Below are 18,468 nucleotides of genomic sequence, written 5' to 3'. Positions count from 1 at the left end.
CCTACTCAAATGCGCAAGTTATTATACACGTTTACTATTATTTGCCTGAGCGTCAGTGGGCTAATTAGCTGTGAGAAATCCTATCTGGATAAAAGTACATACGGTACCCTCGATGCTACATCCCTGGCCAACAAGAATGGACTTGAATCATTATTGATTGGCGCTTATTCGATGTTGGATGGTTACAGTGTCGGCACGACAACCCTTGGTTCCTGGTCAAGTGCGGCTTCCAACTGGGTGTACGGCAGTATTGCGGGAGGTGATGCACATAAAGGCAGCACCGGTACTGACCAGCCAGAAGTCAATGCGATAGAAGCTTATATCCCGATTCCGACCAACGGGTTTTTGAATGATAAATGGAAAGTGGTTTACGAAGGCGTAACGAGAGCCAATATTATCCTGAAAACAATGCCCGGCGCCCCGGATTTATCGGCTGAAGACCGCAAGCGAATCGAAGGAGAAGCCCGGTTTTTACGCGGTCATTATCATTTTGAAGCGAAGAAAATGTGGAATATGGTCCCGTTTATCGACGAGACGATGACTGATTTTCAGGTCCCTAACGTTAAAGTGAACGTAGCCAATGACCAGAATATCTGGCCTAAAATTCAGGCAGATTTTCAATTCGCTTACGACAATCTACCTGAGTTACAGGGGGCAATCGGTCGGGCAAACAAGTGGTCGGCGGGGGCTATGCTGGGCAAGTGCCTGCTCTTTCAGAAAAAATATGCCGAAGCTAAAGCCGTGCTGGAACAGGTTTACCAGCGGGGCGTAAATCCGTCGGGGGTTAAATACGGACTGCTGGATAAGTATCAGGATAATTTCAATGCTGCGACGAAGAATTCCAGAGAATCCGTGTTTGCGACCCAGAGTTCGGTCAACGATGGCGCTGGTGCTGCTAATGCCAACTATGGCGACGTATTGAATGCGCCCTACGGTGGTCCGTTCGATTGCTGCGGTTTTTTTCAGCCTTCCCAGGATCTGGTCAATTCGTACAAAGTTAGTGCGACTGGATTGCCTGATCTCGAAACGTATAATACCAATCCGGTCACCAGCGATGAAGGGGTTGCAATCACCGATCCGTTCACGCCCTATGCCGGTACCGTGGACTCGCGTTTAGACTGGACCGTTGGTCGCCGGGGAATTCCTTACCTCGATTACGGCCCCCATCAGGGCATTAGCTGGCAGCGCGATCAGGCTTACGGCGGCCCGTATAACACGAAAAAGAACGTTTATTACAAATCCCAAAAGGGAACACTGACGGATGGTTCGTTCTGGGCGAGTACCGTTACGGCCATTAATACGAACCTGATTCGTTTCGCCGATATCATTCTATGGCTGGCCGAATGCGAAGTTGAAGCAGGTGATTTAAACAAAGCCCGTTCCTATGTAAATGAGGTGCGCGCCCGAGCGGCTAAAACAAGCAGTTGGGTCATGAAAGATGGTACAACAACGCCCGCTGCCAATTATAAAGTTGGCTTATATGAGCAGGCATGGGATCAGGCTACAGCCCGAAAAGTGGTTCATTTTGAACGAAAACTCGAGCTGGGTATGGAAGGACACCGCTTTTTCGATCTGGTACGCTGGGGTGAAGCTGAAGCTACGCTAAACAAATATCTCCAGTATGAAAGTACGCTACGCACCTATCTCGCAGGGGCAAAATTCATGGCTGGAAAGAACGAATATTTTCCGCTTCCGCAGCGCCAGATCGATTTGAGTAACAACGTATTGAAACAGAATGCGGGGTATTGATCAGAGCTTCTGGAGCTGCGTGTTATTGTTCCAAAGTTGCTTGCGGAACGCCTGAGGATTGCAGTTTTTCAACAGGCGAAACTGTCGGTTGAAATTGGAGAGATTCTGGAAACCACAGTCGTAACAGATTTCAATGATGGATAGATTCGTATCTGTCAGTAGTTTACAGGCGTGGCTGATACGTAATTCATTGATCAGATTGACCAGCGTTTTATGGGTTCGCCGTTTGATAAACCGGCAGACCGATGGAACGGACATATTCATCAGATCGGCAATTTCGTGTAGGGCAATCCGGCGTTGGTAGTGTTGAGAAATATAGTCAAATACCAGGCTTACCTTCTCGCTTTCAACCGGATTGCTTCCTTCAATAATTTGGGTGGACAGGGTGCGTAAATGTGGCGATTCGGCCAGGGTAGTTAATATGTCCAGCAAAACCAGCAGGCGACGCATGCCCTCCAGCTGCGGCATCTCCATCATGCGGGCGATAACGTACTCTTTGGTGGGGCCCAGAATTTCGAGACCTAATGCAGCCCGTTGAAATAACTGTCGGACGGGTATCATTTCCTGAAGTTCCATGAAGGAATCGCCCAGAAAGTCTTCCAGGAAATGGACAATCACCGACTGGGCCCGGTGGTCTGCTGACTGCTGGTAAAAAACGGAATCGTTTCGGTAGATATGGGGTACGTTGGCACCGATAAAAACCAGATCACCATCGGTGAAATCGCCGATTCCGTTGCCAATAATGCGTTGTCCGTAACTTTTAACGACCAACACCAATTCATATTCCGGATGAAAATGCCAGGGCGTGGGGAAGTACGGAAAGTTGAAATTGTAAAGCTTAAACGAAGATCGCTCAGTGGCTGGCAGTTTTTCTAATAGCGCTTTCATAACCTGTTAAAATCGTATCGCCTTCTGAGACAAAACTAGGAGATTTTGTCTTTTGTTGGTGTCAATTTGCACTATTGAAATACTATTTTATCAATAAATAAAGAAATTTAATACCTCAACTTTATGTCAGTATATCAGTTGTCTGATGAACAGATTGCGCAGTACCATCGGAATGGTTATCTGATTGTCCCGGACTTGTTTTCGTCTGAGGAAATAGACCGGCTTTATCAGGTGGCCGTTGACGACAAAGCCATTTCCCGGAACTCATATGATTTAAATGATCAGTCCGGAAAAAAAACCAAACTCGCTCTCTGGTTCACGCCGGGAAATGATTTGTATAGCTTAGTAACCCGTAGCGAACGGATTGTGCAATCGGTGGACAAATTGCTGGATGGTTCGTCGCCGGTCTGTCATTTTCATTCGAAACTGATGCAGAAAGAACCTCGCGTAGGAGGGGCCTGGGAGTGGCATCAGGACTATGGCTATTGGTACAAAAACGAGTTTCTATTACCCGATCAAATGTGTTCGGTCATGGTTGCAATCACAGCAGCGACGAAAGAAAATGGCTGTTTGCAAGTCATTAAAGGCTCTCATAAAATGGGTCGGGTTGAGCATGGTTTTGCGGGCGAACAGGTTGGTGCCTCTCAACACTACGTCGATCTCGCTCTAAAAACGATGGAGCTTATTTACGTTGAATTAGAACCGGGTGATGTTTTATTTTTTCACAGCAACCTGCTGCATCGGTCCGAAGCGAATCTGTCCGAAAATGCCCGGTGGTCGCTTATTTCCTGCTACAATAGGCAGAGCAATATTCCTTATAATGAGTCCTCTACATCCTGCATTACTCCATTAAAGACCGTACCGGACGATGCGCTCCTGACCTGGCAAGTCTCGGGAATAACCGACCAGACAGATTTTCTAAACAAAGAAAATGACGTATCCTTGACATAGTTAAATATGCGTATCCTAGACCTAAAAGGTTTCAAAGATCTTATAGGTTTTACACCAGACCATTATTTCAATCGGCATCATATGGCAATCGCTATTCCTACTCAACTCGACACTGTAAGTCGTGGTACTCCCGTTTACAATCTTACGTATATCTATTTGGTAAGTACCGTAGCAGCCCTGGGTGGACTGTTGTTCGGCTTTGATATGGCTATTATTTCGGGAACTGTGCGCTTTTTCAGCGATTTTTTCCAACTGGATAACATCGAAACCGGGTGGGCTGTCGGTTGTATTAATCTCGGTTCTGCGGTTGGTGCATTGGTTGCCGGTAAGCTTAGTGATACGTTGGGTCGCAAAAAAACACTGGTTCTCTGCGCACTTCTGTTTGCCCTATCGGGCGTAGGTACGGGTTGGGCAACGGGTTTTACTATGTTTATTTGCTTCCGGTTGTTGAGTGGTGTAGCGGTCGGGGCGGCAGCATTGGTTTGCCCAATGTACATCGCCGAAACGGCACCTGCCCGTTTTCGCGGCCGACTGGTTACCGTTTATCAACTGGCGATCACAACAGGAATCTTGCTGGCTTATCTCGCTAATTACCTACTGCTGGATACTGGCTTAAACAACTGGCGCTGGATGTTCTCATCACAGTCATTACCTGCTATTTTCTTCTTTTTTAGCCTGTTTCTGGTAACTGAAAGCCCCCGATGGCTGATCCGAAAACAACGGATCGAACTCGCCAATCAGGTGCTGACCAAGATCGGGGGCGCTGATTATGCCAATCAGGAAAGCGAAGCAATTCGGCAAAGCTTCGCTCAGGAGATCAAAGAAAATAGTCGCGATCTGTTCAGTAAAGACTTGTTTGGCATTGTACTGATAGGGGTGGGAATTGCCGTTTTTTCGCAGGCAGATGGGCAAAATTCATTGTTTTCTTATGCCCCGGCCATTTTTCAGCAGGCCGGTATGGCCGAAGATTCCGCTTTTTTGCAATCGGTTATTCTGGGATTGATCAACTTCGTCTTTACTTTTTTTGCCATCGGGGCTATCGATAAAATTGGTCGCCGGTATCTACTGCTATACGGCTCCGCGCTACTTTGTGTGGATGCGCTGGCATTGGCAATGGCTTTTTATTTTCAATGGCCGGGCTTCTGGATTCTGGTCTTTGTACTGGGTTTTATTGCCATCTATGCCGCAACGCTAGGGCCCGTTACATGGGTTGCTCTCTCCGAAATTTTCCCAAACCGGATTCGGGGTAATGCGATGGCGCTATCAACGCTGGCTTTATGGATTGCCAACTTCTTCACGACGGCTTCTTTTCCGGTGATGAAAACGTATCTGGGACTTCCTGCTACGTTCTGTATTCATGCAGGAATCTGCCTGATCTACTTTGTTTTTGTAAAAGCAAACGTACCGGAAACCAAAGGCAAGTCATTGGAAGAAATTGAACAATTGCTGACGAAATAGGGCTAACCCCACCTAACTAAGCCCATGAACGTTCATTTTTTCTGCCCGCGCTGGGGCCAGGAACACAAGCCCTGGAAAGCGTTTTTGCAAAGTGTAAAAGCGGCTGGCTATCAGGGTATTGAGGCTAGTATGCCAGTTGAAGAGAGGGAAAGAGATATCCTGTTAAACGAGCTCGCAAAACAGGGGCTTCAGTTTATTGGCCAGCACTGGGAAACGGTCTGTACTAATTTTGACCAGCATTATTGGGAGTTTGAGAACAGGCTTCAGGCATTGGTGGCCGCCCGGCCGCTGTTGATCAATACCCAAACCGGAAAGGACTATTACAGCATTGACCAGAATGAAAAACTGATCGAGCTGGCCGATTCGATTGCCGCTCAAACCAACGTACCGATCATTCATGAGACCCACCGGGGCAAGTTCAGTTTTGCGGCTCATATAACCCATACCTATCTCAGGCGATTGCCGAATCTGAGAATTACACTCGATATCTCGCATTGGTTCAATACCGCCGAAACGTTCCTCCATGATCAGCCGGAAGCGGTTGCACTGGCCATTTCCCGAACCGATCATATTCACTGCCGGGTTGGCTATACAGAAGGTCCGCAAGTATCTGACCCGCGCGCTCCGGAATGGCAGGAAGCGGTACAACACCATCTGGACATTTGGGATCGAGTGGTTGCCCTGCATCGGCAGAATGACCGACCCATTTGCACGTTCACCCCTGAATTTGGAGCGCCACCCTATATGTTTCTGCAACCCTACACGCGCCAGTCCGTGGTCAATCAATGGGACGTAAACCAGTATATGATGGAGTTTCTCCGCAAGCGGTATGAAATTTCCACAAACCTATAAGGTCTCTAAGATCTTATAGGTTTAAAAAGACCCTATAGGTTTGTTTTACTATTAACCTCACCGAATGAAGCCTTCCTTCCTCTTTTTCAAAAGCTGTTTATACGTTTGCCTGTTTCTCATCATATCCGGCAAGGTACTGGCCGGAACCATTTTCTCGGTGAAATCAGATGGTTACGAATTCTATTGGGACATCGCTAAAGATTCGGCCTTGCTCCGTAAAGAGAAACCAGTGCAGACACTCTGGAAAGGGAGCCTTTTGCCTGCGTTCTGGCTCCAAACCGAATCGGGGACGCGACAATACGTTAAGGCGACACTTGTTGATGCTGGTAATCTTCGGGAAAATGGGGGAATGGTTAAGCTAACTTTGGGTACGTTGGGAAACGGAAGCCTGGAAATTAACTACGCACAAGGTGTGATCCGTATTACGAGAGTAACCGTTGACTGGAACGGCACTCCCCCGAAATTGATTTCGATGTATTTCGGTACGTCGCTCATGAACGCCGAGGAGAAAGTTCGCGCGCCAACGCAGGAGTATCCGTTCTGGCCGGACTGGGAGGCCGCCGGGATATGCATTCCCAGTGCAAAAGGAAATCCAACCCAGAGCTTTTTTCGGATGTGGGATTTGGGCCATGCCGCATTACCACTGGGCAGTTTCGGACCGAGTTTAGGAACGCCCTACGCAGCCGCTTTCCCGCGTCCTTTCTACAGTTGCGCCATGGGTAACCAGCCGGGCTGGATTGTGCTGGGTGCCGGTAGTATACCCGATGCGGCTATGGTCTATAAAATACAGTCGTCAAATGGTTGTCTGCAGTATCTCTACCGGGAGGATTTGTGGAGTAAATCGACGGCTAGCCAACGGATTTGGAACGAACCGCTACGTATCACCTGGGCAGCAACGGCTTATGATGCCTATAAGGCCTATTTTGATTCGTTCGGGCCGTTTACATCGGCGCAGGGCAATCATCAACTCAACGTCTGGAATACCTGGGGCGACTTCAAAAATGGAGATTTCAATCTCAAGGCGATCACCGACAAAGCACTGGATTTTAAAGCCGATATCCTGGCGATTGACGACTCCTGGGAAAGTTCGCAGGGAAGTGGTATCTGGAATGAGCAGCGTTTTCCAAAGTATAAAGAAGACCTGGCTTACATTCGCTCTAAAGGGTTGAAAACCGGATACTGGCAAAATATCATCTGGTTGGGCGAACCAGAAAAGTTTGGTCTGACAGTTGATGATTTGCTCTGTGGAACCGATGGTAAACCCGTAAAAACCGCCTGGAATATGAATCCGCATGGGAAAGGCTTTTACTGTCTGGATCCCAGTTCGGCCAAAGCGGTGGCGTTGATTCGAAATCGGACGCAAACCATTGTCCGTGAACTGAAACCCGATTTTTTGAAACTGGATTTCGGCTATGGCATTCCCAGCCCTGATGTTGCTACAGCCCGAAATCCGGCTCTACGGGGCGAGAATCTTGCCTATGCACTTCTCAGGCTGGTGTCAGATGCGGCCCGTGAAATCAATCCGAACATCACGATTCAATACTATTCGATTCATCCCTTGTTTCGACCAATCCAGAATCTACTGGCACTCGATGACATGGGTGACGCGGGTGGACATGAAGTTGAAGGTCACGGACAATGGAGCATCTGGAGTTCGCTGGCCGGACAGCAGCGTATGGCCATTACGGCATCAAGCGGCTACGATTGGAACGCTGATGATGAGGTTTTACTCAATACGGCTATCGTTGGTGGGCAGAGCGCGGTGCTGCCTCGTAAACTGGACGACGGATCGCCGGTGCCGATTCAGAAAATCAGCAAACGCATGGCACTGGCGCTCTGGCACCGAACGAGCGTAGGCTGGACACCGTTGTGGCTCAATAGCCAGAAAGGTAGTTTGTCAAAGGAGCCTGCACCTATTTGCTGGGGTCGTCTGGAAAACAACCGGCTGACAGCGTTGGCGTTGCGAGAGAGCCCGGTTCCCTTTGACAAATCGGTTATTCGGAACATGAAGTGGCAGGGACGATGGGCCTTAATTTCGCAGGATGAGCAAAGTATTTTTGAGACAAAGAAACTAGCGTTGATTCCGTTTGAGGGTGAGGGTGGTTTTGTGGAATTGCCACTTGCAAAAAAGCCCGCGAAAGTCGTTGCCGTCATCAATAAAGCCGAAAAGCCATTTAGCGCATGGGAATGGAAAAACGGTTTGTTGATAATCAAGGACAGGAGTTTACAGGATAATCCATTACTGAATGGCTTTCTTGTCTATCAATAACCAACTATGAAAAGCATAATTTTCGCATGTTACGTCCTTGTTGCTACCTATGCGATCGGGCAACAGAAACCCACCCGGACCCGGCTTTTCGATTCGGATTGGCGCTTTTTGAAAGACAGCACGGTTCAGGCTGAACAAGCCACCTACAACGATGCTAGCTGGCGAAAACTGGATCTGCCCCACGACTGGAGCATCGAAGATCTGCCGAACCAGATCCCGGATCAGGTAGCAGGCCCGTTTTTACGAACCAGTGTTGGCAATACGTCCACGGGTTATACCGTCGGCGGAACGGGCTGGTATCGAAAATCCTTTACGCTCACTTCGTCGGAAAAAGGAAAGACGGTTCTGATTCATTTCGATGGCGCTTATACCGAAACGGATGTGTGGTTGAATGGCCACCATCTGGGCTATCATCCCTATGGATACACACCTTTCAGCTATGATCTCAGCCCTTACTTATCGCAGCCGGAAACTAAGAACGTACTGGCTGTCCGCGTAAAAAATATTGGCCAGAATAGCCGTTGGTATACCGGGTCGGGCATCTATCGGCACGTCTGGCTGACCATCGCTGATCCCGTGCATATCGCTCCATTAGGCCTAGCAATCACAACGACCCAGGTTACCGGAAAGTCAGCGCAGGTGCAGCTTACTACGTTGATTGACAATGCAAGTGGGAAGACAATGCCGATTGTTGTGCAAACTACATTGATTACCCCGAGCGGTAAACCCATAAGCACTACGTCCCGGCAGTCCTTAACCGTGATAGCCAACGGCAAAGGCGAGAGCAAACAGGTGTTAACGGTAACGAACCCGCAGCTATGGTCACCCGAAACGCCACACTTGTATAAAGCAAACGTAGTAATTCTGTCAGGACAGAAAAGGCTGGATAGCCTTTCCACCACATTTGGCATCCGCTCGATTGAGTTCAGTGCTAACCAAGGCTTTGTGCTGAATGGGAAACGCGTACTGTTGAAAGGTGGCTGCATTCATCACGACAACGGACCATTGGGGGCCGCAGCCATCGACCGGGCTGAAGAGCGAAAAGTAGAACTATTAAAAGCCAATGGGTTTAATGCCATGCGTACCAGCCATAATCCACCTTCCCCCGCTCTGCTGGATGCATGCGACCGACTGGGAATGCTGGTCATCGACGAAGCATTCGACATGTGGCAGCGGCCCAAAAAGCCACAGGACTATCACCGTTTTTTTGACAAATGGTGGCAACGCGATTTGACCGCGATGATTCACCGCGACCGGAATCATCCCTCTGTTATTCTGTGGAGCATCGGAAATGAAATCAACGAGCGTGCTGATCCATCTGGCCTGGAGATCACTAAAAGACTGGCTGATGAAGTGCACCGGTTAGACCCTACGCGTCCGGTCACCGAGGCACTTTGCGTGTTTTGGGAACATCCTGGCAAAGTCTGGGAAGATTCAGACAAAGCTTTTGCGCTGCTGGATGTGGGAGGCTATAACTACGAATGGAAGCACAATGAATCAGATCATCAGCGCCATCCTGAGCGGATTATAGTAGGTACGGAAACGTTTGCCAAAGAAGCGTTTGAAAACTGGCAGCAAGTCGAAAAGCACCCCTACGTCATCGGTGATTTCGTCTGGACCGCCATGGATTACATGGGCGAAACAGCAATCGGGCATACGATTGTTCAACCCAGGCCCGAGAAAGACAGCACGAAAGCAGTGTTACCGTGGCCCTGGTTCAATGCCTGGTGCGGTGATCTGGATTTGATAGGGACGAAAAAGCCCCAATCATACTACCGCGATGTCGTTTGGCGAAATCGTCCCATTGCGCTAGCCGTTCATAGTCCCATTCCCGACGGCATGAAAGAAACCGTTACGAATTGGGGCTGGCCCGATGAACAGCAAAGTTGGTCATGGCCAGGAGCCGAAGGCAAACCACTACAGGTACGTGTTTTCTCCCGTAGCCCGTTGGTCCGTCTGGAATTGAATGGCAAACTCATAGGCGAACAGCGTCTCTCCGATAGCAGCCTTACGGCTACATTCACAGTACCCTATGAGCCAGGCATTTTAAAAGCCAGCGGTTTTGAAAACGGAAAACCGACTGGCACAGCTGAACTACGAACTGCTGGAAAACCGCACCACCTTCGCTTAACTGCCGATCGATCGATAATTCGTCCTGATCGGAATGAACTATCTTACGTTACCATTGAAGTAGTCGATGAGCAAGGTATTGTGATTCCTTCAGCTGACCTTCTGGTTTCGTTTCAACTGGCGGGGGTAGGCGAGTTAGCGGGCGTAGCCAACGCGAATCCGACGGATATGAGTAGTTTTCAGCAACCTCAAAAAAAGACATTTCGGGGTCGATGTTTAACTATTGTTCGCCCTCAGGGAATTCCGGGAAATATTACGCTAAAAGCCAGTTCTCCCGATTTACAATCGGGGGAATTGATGATCATAGTCCGGTAATTAGTCCATAAAATCGGCAAGCTCAAATTTTGCTTACTTATACTGTTATAATATAAACCTGCTCAAATCGGAGCGCCTTTACCATTACACCCAAGGGCTATTTGCCTGAAAACAATTATGATTGCATTTGTATAACGCCATTGAACGTACAGATCTTGGTTATCCGTCAAATCGGACCTATTCATGAGCGATTTCAGTTACTAGTTAAAAAGGTAAGGGTATATCACTGAGTAGCACGTAGCGTCCCATTTGGTCAAGAAAAGAAGTGGACAATACTGTAGGAATCGTTTGCTAATTAATCCAGGCTGTACTTAATCCTATCGTTCTGTAATTTTGATGAATTACAGATTGCGCAGGTCATTCTCGCTCAGCCAGTGGCGAATACGCCCAAACCACACATCCAAGGTCGGCGTTTTGGCAAAGTTGTCTTCACTTATGGTGTACAAATGCATATCGGCTAGAATACCATGTTGTAGCAGGCCCTCATAAAATACAAGGCTATTTTTGACGGATACTCTGGGTCATAACCCTCATGCGTAAGGGAGGTCGATGGGGTTGTTCTATCGACATGCAACTCATTGGAATTCCTGCTGAAAAGCCCATAATACCATTTCGTTGCGGATCGATACTCCATTCTGTCGCACGTTGACGAGTCGTTTTCAGTGCCGGTTGAGCATCCTGCAAGGTTCAATTGACGGCTTGATCATCGTTTTTTCGCTGGGTATCCAATATTTCAGCAAAAAAGTCGCTTCACCCATTTTGTTAAACGCGTTAGCGATATCGAAGCCTTCCCGCTTCATCACCAGTGTCTCATAATCATCTCCTGGACAAACTAGTACTGCGATTCCATAGACTACTTAAAACTGCTATTTGGGTGTAAACACTTATCCCAGTAATCAAGGATCGAGCGTAACTGTTCTTGTAAACCCACAAAGGTGCGTTCTTTTTTAAAGTACCCCTGAATGGTCATACTGTAGGCCGTATTGACCAGACCCTGATCGGCTGCCGTGGTTAAAAAAACGAAAGGGATACATTTCAGTTTCAAATACTCATTCAAATCAATCAACTGGCGAAGTTCAATGCCGTTCATGGCCGGCATATTGACATCGCTTAGAATCACTAAGGGAGCTTCAGGGGCAGCGATTAAGTATTCAATTGCCATAACGCCATTGTTAAAAAAGACGACTGGATTCACAATGGCCAGGCTTTTAAGGGCTTCCTGAATAAAGAGTTGATCATCTTCATCATCTTCTATCACCAAAATGGGTGCTTTGCTCGTCATAGTTATCGATACATTAGCAGGCTCGTCAATTTTTACATAGCTAAGCCCTGACTATCATATACTTAGGTTGGATAATTTTTGTGATCCCACTCACGAACCAGTAATAAATCAAATGTATGTACGATTTTGGCCTGCTTTCCTGCTGTTAGCGACAGCCATCAGTCGATTCTGGGTGGGCATATCCTACAAATATACCAAAATACGGGTAGGCTGAGTAACCACCGCCTAATGGCCTTCACACCGTCTTTCTTGGTCAGGGGAGGCACTGGGAAAAATGCCTCATAAACCAGGTGCAAACTGGGAGTTTGCGACTACAAAATTGGGTAAAAAAGTCATCGTTTTTTATCAATAACAAAGCTCATATCGATAGTTAAAAGTTTGATTATTAATCAGTTAATTATTCATTATTTAGTTGGCATGATTTGAGTTTAAGATATGACGGACGGGTTTTTATCTTCAGTTGTTCGCTGCTTTTAGAGTAGCTCTACCATAGATCGATATCGTTTCACTCAACGTTAAAAAAAGAAAAACTTGGAAAGCTCGGTATTGAACCGGGCTTTTGTTTTACCCTTACTTTATAACCCAGATTACCATGAACGAACACCCCATCATTTTTATTGACGCCGATGATGATGATCATGACATGTTTAAACAAGCCTTGATGGAGTTAGCCCTACCTCATCCTGTAGTCGTTTTTTCCAACGGCCAACCCGCCCTGGACTATCTGAAGACAACAACTCAGATTCCCTTTTTGATTATTTCCGAAATCAGTATGCCGGGGATGAGTGGCCTGGAGCTTCGACAACAAATCGATCAGGATCCCGTCCTGCGCAAAAAGTGTATTCCATTCGTGTTCATGACCCACCCCGTTGAAGAACCAGTGGTCGAAGAAGCTTATGAATTAACCATTCAGGGATTATTTGAAAAGAAGTCCACTTACACTGCCTGGAAAACTCAGTTAGCATCCATTATTGCCTATTGGACGGAGTGCCATCACCCCAAACGTGCTACTCAGTAACGAGCATTTGCTGGTGAACACCTTCTGACGCTTTTTTTAAGTGAACGTTGGTTTGCCCATGAAGGCCATTTAAGGTTCACCATCTATGTGTTAAATGTTCATTTGCATAGAATGTAACTAGGCCTTTGCAAGATGAGAATGGTTAAAGAATGGTTACTCTGCCGGCTTACTCACTGGTCTAATCTTCGTTTTGGTCAGGTGGGGATGGTCGCAAAACGCCCTTGTATTGTCGCGATTGGCCTTCATAAACCTGCCTAACCTGAATTAATTTTGTGCAAACAGTAAACAACATGAGAAAGTTAGTTTTGTTCGCCCATATCTCCCTGGATGGTTTTGCTTCAGACATTGACGGCGGGCTGGGTTTTTTATCCTACAATGAGGAACTTCAACAATTCGCCCAAGAGCTGATAAAAACGGTAGGCGCTCCTGTCTATGGGAAGAATACGTATCAGTTAATGGCAGGTTACTGGCCCACCGTTTTGAACGATCCAAATGCGGACAAACATTCTCTTGATCATGCACGATGGGTGGAACAGATTCCCAAAATCGTTTTTTCAACCACATTAGCCAGTGCCGATTGGAATAATACGACGCTGATCAATGCCAATGTGGTGGAAGAGGTGAACGAACTTAAACAACAACCTGGCAAAGATCTGGTGATATTCGGCAGCCCTGGCCTAGCCAAAAGCCTAATGAATCTGGGACTGATCGATGAGTATAAATTGACGCTGCATCCGGTGATACTCGGGCAAGGTATCAGCCTGTTCGACAGCCCCACGCAAATGTGTTTATTGAAATTACTGGAATCAAAAACACTTGAGTCGGGAGTAGTGACGTTGCATTACGCGGCACGCTGAGCAGCTTACAAAAGCGCGTTAACTCATGCTATTCCTTCAGGTCTGTTCCTGAAAGAGGGCTCAAGACAATCAAGAAGGCTAACCGCTAGTAAAGCTCAGTCTTTATTTTCCGCCTGAGCCTAATGTTATACAGGTCGAGAGCCTGGTCGATGTCTTCGTCAGTATTGAATTCAGCATGCAGCATCCATTTTCGGTCTCCTACACTGGCTACCCCCTCTTCAAACCTGAGTTCCTGCTCAACCCATTCGGTAGATTCATTTATCAAATAGGCCTGATTCACAACGGCAACGAGTATAGCCGCTGTTTCATCAATGCTACCCGTTAAGGAAACCAACGCAAGCAACTTATTGGCGAGCCCGGCATAGTATAACCGCTCTTCTACAGAGTTGACATCAAGCAGCTTCTCAATGAGCCTTTTGGCATACTCGTTATCGATCGGTTGTAGTATCATGTTTTCGCTAGTATAGGCTACTTACCTGATTCCTGTAATTGCTCCTTTGCACCGGTGAAATTAATCACACACTTCGAAAAAAACAGGGCATTTTACGCTCTGTAGACGTGTTTTTGAATGAACTTTATTGTGCCTGAATGCTACGGCTAGCGAACAGTGGCTCAGGTTTCAAGTGGTGAAGCGTTTCAACGCCGGATTTGAAAACGACCGTATCAATTGGCTTAAAATTGAGCATTTCCTATTGACTGTATCCATTGAGCAATTGTTTCCCTTTCCCCACCATTACCGGCTGAACCACCAAATGAAATTCATCGATAAGGCCCGCTGCGATCAATTTAGGAAGCAGGCTTACACTATCAACTGAAATTTTATTGCCCGGTTGTTGCTTCAGTTTCAGGAGTACTTCGGCCGGGTTGCTATGAACAATTGGTGTAGTAACCTCCATCTGGTCTAAAGACTAGTTCAGACGGTGAAGACGCATTTTAAAGAAAACAAATCCAAGCAATAAAGGCGATCCCATGCTGACTAATTCTTCCCGCAGCATTTTAACCCGCTCTTTCGCTTCGTCAGCCCGCCTTAGTACTTTCCAGGAAGTGAGCGGTAAAAGAAACTAATTAGAGTAGGCACCCCTGAAGAAAACGCCATGTCATCTGGAGCGGAGTTGACACGGAAGAAATAAAAGTACAGCCAATTTATCCCCTGACTTAGGCACCGTATATTGCCCAATTTTCCTGCTAGTAATGAACAATAACCAACTTGGTACAAAGCCCCACTATCGACTATTAGATGGACTTCGGGGTGTAGCCGCTATAATCGTGGTGTGCTTTCACCTGACCGAGCCGCTGGCCAGCAGCCACCTTGACAATATTATCAACCACGGCTACCTGGCCGTTGATTTTTTCTTTCTGTTATCCGGCTTTGTCATTGGGTATGCCTACGACGATAGATGGGGCCAATTAACCATCGGCAGCTTTCTTCGGCGCCGGTTCGAGCGGCTTCAACCACTGGTTGTCCTGGGCATGACGCTGGGCGCCATAGGCTTTTACTATACTGACTCAACGATATGGCCGCTTATTCATACCGTTCCTGTCTGGAAGCTGCTTCTGGTTATGCTGATCGGTTATACACTACTACCAATACCCCTTTCGATGGATATACGCGGCTGGCAAGAAATGCACCCGCTCAATAGTGTTAGCTGGTCCTTATTTTTCGAGTATATCGTTAATATTCTGTACGCGCTGGGTCTTCGGAAATTATCAAATAAAGCCTTGGCTTGTTTTGTTGTACTTACCGGTGTTGTGCTTTTGCATTTTGCGGTTACCAACCCTAACGGAGACGTTACCGGTGGCTGGACACTCAATGCGGAACACATGCGTATTGGGATAATACGTACCCTATTCCCATTTTTTGCCGGTCTGCTTTTATCGCGTATTTCTCGGCCTGTCTCTATTAGTCACGCGTTCTTCTGGTGTAGCCTGCTGGTGGTAATTGTTTTGCTTATGCCAAGAATAGGAGGTGCAGACTATCGTTGGATGAATGGCTTGTACGAAGCATTTTGCATCATTCTAGTCTTCCCATTCATTGTCTACATAGGTGCCAGTGGTGTGGTGCATAGTCAAAGGGAAGCTAAACTTTGTCATTTTCTGGGTAATCTTTCTTATCCCTTATACACAACCCATTATGTGCTGGTCTATTTTTATGTGGCCTGGGTAAGCAATCATAAGGGCATTACGGTATGGCAGGCTTGGCCCTATGCCCTGCTCACCTTTTCTGGCGCTATCGTGTTGGCTTATGGCAGTTTAAGGTTGTACGATGAACCGGTACGAGCCTGGTTACGAAAAAAGCTGAAGTAGTGAACGTACAGTATGGTGTCAAAACGGGTTTCGATTGGTTTTTGAGAACGACAAATCTAAATGCTTACGACCACTTCCTGATGCGGGGCACCTGACTGATATGAACTTGGCCAAGTGGATTAGTTTGAGTAGGCTTTCTGAATAGAAACATTCGCCCGAAAGCTAAAATTCTTTACAGCCACATTCCACTAATAACGGTACGTTGTCAAATAAAAGTAGACAAAATCGGGAAGAAACAATTCAGTAATCGCACGGGCGACCCCGTTGTTTCAATCAAACACTGCGTTCAAAGGGAACTTCTTCAGCGTAACAGGCAAACTTTTTGGGATCACTAATCGCTTAACGTCTAATTGGTGACTCATACTGTGTGAGTATCTCTAAGTTATACGACTCATCTTAAAATCGTACAACGGCCCAAAACTAAAGGCCAAAGCGGCTATTTCATGGTCAAAAAACACTCCTCCGAAATTGGTCAGCCGTACCTATGTCCGATCAAAACAGCACTACTTCCTAAATCGATATAAATAGGGAGCGGTATTCGCAGCTCCCGTATATCGCTTGTGAAGACGTTCTAACACGTTCAGATCGAGTATTTTCTTTTGAAAATTATTGATGGGAAACGACCGGTCATAAACAGCTTCGTAGAGTTGCTGCACCTCGCGCATTGTAAAAGTTTCGGGCAGCAGATTAAAGCCGATTAGTTTTTGGTCTAGATTTTGACGTAACGTTTCGATGGCCATTGTGAGAATCTCACTATGGTCATGAATCATTTGAGGGATGTCGTTCAGATTGCGCCATTCCAGATACTCATCGAATTCGCCCGGTTGAGGGTTCACTTTAGCGATATCAACCAGTGCGTAAAAGCCAATACAAACAAACCGACTGGTTATCCAGTCTATGGCTTCTTCATCAAAGCGACCCTGGCCAAACTGCCGTAGATCCTCCCTCACTATTGGTCTGTTAGCACTTCTGATAATTCGGTTTTCGTCGCCAAAGACGTGAAATTGTTCCAAATAGATATGCGCCAGGCCGGTTCGCTGACGAAGTATACGCTTGGCAGCCTTGTCGATCCCTTCTGTTTTCAGAATATAGCCGCCGGGTAAAGACCAACTGCCTTCTCCAAACCTGAATTTGGAAATCAGCACGTTCAATTCGTTATTCTGATACCCAAAAACCACACAATCTATTGATAGGTGGGCTATATACTCGTTTGGATTGAATTTCTTCATGCGAATCGTATCCTATAGTCAAACGGCTCTAAAGATAGGGCTTGTCGAATTCGGTTCCACATCTTTATCAATAACTTAATCAATAAAATATAGTACTAATTTTTATTATCTTCTTTTTTTTAGAAGATAATAAAAACCGATATATTTGTCTGGTTCAATGACTTACAGTATTGTTAAACGAAAACTACATGATGGATTCTCGTCAATTATTGGCTTCGCCGTTTCGCTTCAAATGGTCGGCTTTTGTCATCGTCTGGGTGCTAATCTCCCTGAGTGCCGGAGCACAATCCAAAAAGGACACTACCAGCTATATTCAGACTCTTGACATCCGAACCGGGAAAATTGACACCGTGTTGGCCATCAAAGCCCATTTCGAAGCGCCCAATTGGCACCCGGACAACTATCTGGTTCTTAATAGTAAAGGGAAAATACACACCCTGAATTTAGCCTCTAAAAAATTAACGGAACTCAACACGGGTTTCGCTACGGCCTGTAATAACGACCACGGCATTTCGCCCGACAAAAAATGGTTAGTCGTCAGTCACAATGATAAACGTGACTCGTCGAAAAAAGCTTATAAATCAGCGCTATATGTACTTCCCGTTTCGGGCGGAGAGCCCCGGCGGGTTACGCCTGAAGTCCCCTCGTTCTGGCACGGCTGGAGCATGGATGGTAAGACTCTGGCCTACTGCGCCGAACGGAATGGTAACTTTGATATATATACCATCGGAATTGACGGGGGAACTGAAAAACGGCTGACCAGCACGGAAGGGTTGGATGACGGTCCCGATTACTCACCTGATGGAAAATATATTTATTTCAATTCTTACCGTACAGGGCATATGCAGATCTGGCGAATGAGGACCGATGGCACCAACCCTGAACAACTGACGTCCGACGAAAATTCGAACTGGTTTGCCCATCCCTCGCCCGATAATAACTGGATTGTTTACATCGCCTACACCTCCGATGAAAAGCAGGCTCATTTGTTTGGCAAACAAGTCAAGCTCCGGCTAATGAACCCCAAAACGAAAGCCATAAAAGACATTACGCCCGTCTTTTTTGGCGGGCAAGGCACAATCAATGTACCTTCCTGGAGTCCTGACAGTAGAAAAGTAGCGTTTGTCAGTTATCAGGTCAACTAAGTTTCAATTCTAAATTTCTTC

Annotated in this window: 15 protein-coding genes; 10 read left to right on the top strand and 5 right to left on the bottom strand. The window is 46.7% G+C overall.

Going from position 1 to position 18,468, the window contains the following annotated elements:
- The first annotated feature begins 9 nt into the window (after positions 1–9).
- Positions 10–1,749 carry a RagB/SusD family nutrient uptake outer membrane protein gene (locus G8759_RS34250; RefSeq protein ID WP_167218115.1) on the top strand — a complete coding sequence of 580 codons (1,740 nt, stop codon included), beginning with the start codon at positions 10–12 and terminating at the stop codon, positions 1,747–1,749.
- Here G8759_RS34250 and G8759_RS34245 read toward each other — a convergent pair whose 3' ends face one another.
- Positions 1,750–2,637, bottom strand: a complete 888-nt coding sequence (locus G8759_RS34245; RefSeq protein ID WP_167218113.1) for an AraC family transcriptional regulator — start codon at positions 2,635–2,637, stop codon at positions 1,750–1,752.
- A 123-nt stretch (positions 2,638–2,760) separates the two neighbouring features.
- Here G8759_RS34245 and G8759_RS34240 point away from each other — a divergent pair, with 123 nt between their 5' ends.
- The 5 genes from G8759_RS34240 (at position 2,761) to G8759_RS34220 (ending at position 10,612) form a co-directional block, all read left to right on the top strand.
- A complete protein-coding gene (locus G8759_RS34240) occupies positions 2,761–3,588 on the top strand; it encodes a phytanoyl-CoA dioxygenase family protein (protein ID WP_167218111.1) in 828 nt (275 codons plus the stop codon).
- 81 nt (positions 3,589–3,669) lie between these two features.
- Positions 3,670–5,046, top strand: a complete 1,377-nt coding sequence (locus tag G8759_RS34235; protein WP_167218109.1) for a sugar porter family MFS transporter — start codon at positions 3,670–3,672, stop codon at positions 5,044–5,046.
- 24 nt (positions 5,047–5,070) lie between these two features.
- A complete protein-coding gene (locus G8759_RS34230) occupies positions 5,071–5,898 on the top strand; it encodes a sugar phosphate isomerase/epimerase family protein (protein ID WP_167218107.1) in 828 nt (275 codons plus the stop codon).
- Positions 5,899–5,962: 64 nt separating this feature from the next.
- Complete coding sequence (locus tag G8759_RS34225; protein ID WP_167218105.1) at positions 5,963–8,167, top strand: alpha-amylase family protein; 2,205 nt, start codon at positions 5,963–5,965, stop codon at positions 8,165–8,167.
- Between the two features lie 6 nt (positions 8,168–8,173).
- Positions 8,174–10,612, top strand: a complete 2,439-nt coding sequence (locus tag G8759_RS34220) for a glycoside hydrolase family 2 TIM barrel-domain containing protein (protein WP_167218103.1) — start codon at positions 8,174–8,176, stop codon at positions 10,610–10,612.
- 853 nt (positions 10,613–11,465) lie between these two features.
- Here the strand turns inward: G8759_RS34220 and G8759_RS34215 are convergent.
- Entirely contained in the window at positions 11,466–11,894 is a 429-nt protein-coding gene (locus tag G8759_RS34215; RefSeq protein WP_167218101.1) for a response regulator, read from the bottom strand.
- Between the two features lie 592 nt (positions 11,895–12,486).
- Between G8759_RS34215 and G8759_RS34210 the strand changes: the two genes are divergently transcribed.
- A complete protein-coding gene (locus G8759_RS34210) occupies positions 12,487–12,912 on the top strand; it encodes a response regulator (RefSeq protein ID WP_167218099.1) in 426 nt (141 codons plus the stop codon).
- A 290-nt stretch (positions 12,913–13,202) separates the two neighbouring features.
- Positions 13,203–13,769 (top strand): dihydrofolate reductase family protein, encoded by a 567-nt coding sequence (locus G8759_RS34205; RefSeq protein ID WP_167218097.1) that lies wholly within the window; start codon positions 13,203–13,205, stop codon positions 13,767–13,769.
- Between the two features lie 85 nt (positions 13,770–13,854).
- Here G8759_RS34205 and G8759_RS34200 read toward each other — a convergent pair whose 3' ends face one another.
- Together G8759_RS34200 and G8759_RS34195 are read right to left on the bottom strand one after the other, a co-directional pair.
- Positions 13,855–14,220: a hypothetical protein gene (locus G8759_RS34200; RefSeq protein ID WP_167218095.1), complete on the bottom strand. Its 366-nt coding sequence runs from the start codon at positions 14,218–14,220 to the stop codon at positions 13,855–13,857.
- A gap of 238 nt (positions 14,221–14,458) precedes the next feature.
- On the bottom strand, positions 14,459–14,665 hold the full coding sequence (locus G8759_RS34195) for a dihydrofolate reductase family protein (protein ID WP_167218093.1): 207 nt from the start codon (positions 14,663–14,665) through the stop codon (positions 14,459–14,461).
- A 295-nt stretch (positions 14,666–14,960) separates the two neighbouring features.
- On the opposite strand from G8759_RS34195, the gene G8759_RS34190 reads away from it, so the two are divergent.
- A complete protein-coding gene (locus G8759_RS34190; RefSeq protein WP_167218091.1) occupies positions 14,961–16,073 on the top strand; it encodes an acyltransferase family protein in 1,113 nt (370 codons plus the stop codon).
- Between the two features lie 503 nt (positions 16,074–16,576).
- Here G8759_RS34190 and G8759_RS34185 read toward each other — a convergent pair.
- Entirely contained in the window at positions 16,577–17,302 is a 726-nt protein-coding gene (locus G8759_RS34185) for an NUDIX hydrolase (RefSeq protein WP_167218088.1), read from the bottom strand.
- 188 nt (positions 17,303–17,490) lie between these two features.
- Between G8759_RS34185 and G8759_RS34180 the strand changes: the two genes are divergently transcribed.
- Positions 17,491–18,447, top strand: coding sequence for a TolB family protein (locus G8759_RS34180; protein ID WP_167218086.1), 957 nt, complete (start codon positions 17,491–17,493; stop codon positions 18,445–18,447).
- Positions 18,448–18,468: the final 21 nt, after the last annotated feature.

Origin of the sequence: Spirosoma aureum (genome assembly GCF_011604685.1) — a bacterium.
GTDB lineage: Bacteria > Bacteroidota > Bacteroidia > Cytophagales > Spirosomataceae > Spirosoma > Spirosoma aureum.
Note: the sequence above shows the minus strand (reverse complement) of the source record. Positions and strands in the feature narration are given on the sequence as shown.

Bases quoted from the DNA above. Each gene is read 5' to 3' on its own strand.
- G8759_RS34180 (WP_167218086.1), top strand. From the start codon at position 17,491: ATGATGGATTCTCGTCAATTATTGGCTTCGCCGTTTCGCTTCAAATGG.
- G8759_RS34210 (WP_167218099.1), top strand. From the start codon at position 12,487: ATGAACGAACACCCCATCATTTTTATTGACGCCGATGATGATGATCAT.
- G8759_RS34250 (WP_167218115.1), top strand. From the start codon at position 10: ATGCGCAAGTTATTATACACGTTTACTATTATTTGCCTGAGCGTCAGT.
- G8759_RS34215 (WP_167218101.1), bottom strand. From the start codon at position 11,894: ATGACGAGCAAAGCACCCATTTTGGTGATAGAAGATGATGAAGATGAT.
- G8759_RS34200 (WP_167218095.1), bottom strand. From the start codon at position 14,220: ATGATACTACAACCGATCGATAACGAGTATGCCAAAAGGCTCATTGAG.
- G8759_RS34185 (WP_167218088.1), bottom strand. From the start codon at position 17,302: ATGAAGAAATTCAATCCAAACGAGTATATAGCCCACCTATCAATAGAT.
- G8759_RS34220 (WP_167218103.1), top strand. From the start codon at position 8,174: ATGAAAAGCATAATTTTCGCATGTTACGTCCTTGTTGCTACCTATGCG.
- G8759_RS34230 (WP_167218107.1), top strand. From the start codon at position 5,071: ATGAACGTTCATTTTTTCTGCCCGCGCTGGGGCCAGGAACACAAGCCC.
- G8759_RS34240 (WP_167218111.1), top strand. From the start codon at position 2,761: ATGTCAGTATATCAGTTGTCTGATGAACAGATTGCGCAGTACCATCGG.
- G8759_RS34195 (WP_167218093.1), bottom strand. From the start codon at position 14,665: ATGGAGGTTACTACACCAATTGTTCATAGCAACCCGGCCGAAGTACTC.
- G8759_RS34245 (WP_167218113.1), bottom strand. From the start codon at position 2,637: ATGAAAGCGCTATTAGAAAAACTGCCAGCCACTGAGCGATCTTCGTTT.
- G8759_RS34225 (WP_167218105.1), top strand. From the start codon at position 5,963: ATGAAGCCTTCCTTCCTCTTTTTCAAAAGCTGTTTATACGTTTGCCTG.
- G8759_RS34190 (WP_167218091.1), top strand. From the start codon at position 14,961: ATGAACAATAACCAACTTGGTACAAAGCCCCACTATCGACTATTAGAT.
- G8759_RS34205 (WP_167218097.1), top strand. From the start codon at position 13,203: ATGAGAAAGTTAGTTTTGTTCGCCCATATCTCCCTGGATGGTTTTGCT.
- G8759_RS34235 (WP_167218109.1), top strand. From the start codon at position 3,670: ATGGCAATCGCTATTCCTACTCAACTCGACACTGTAAGTCGTGGTACT.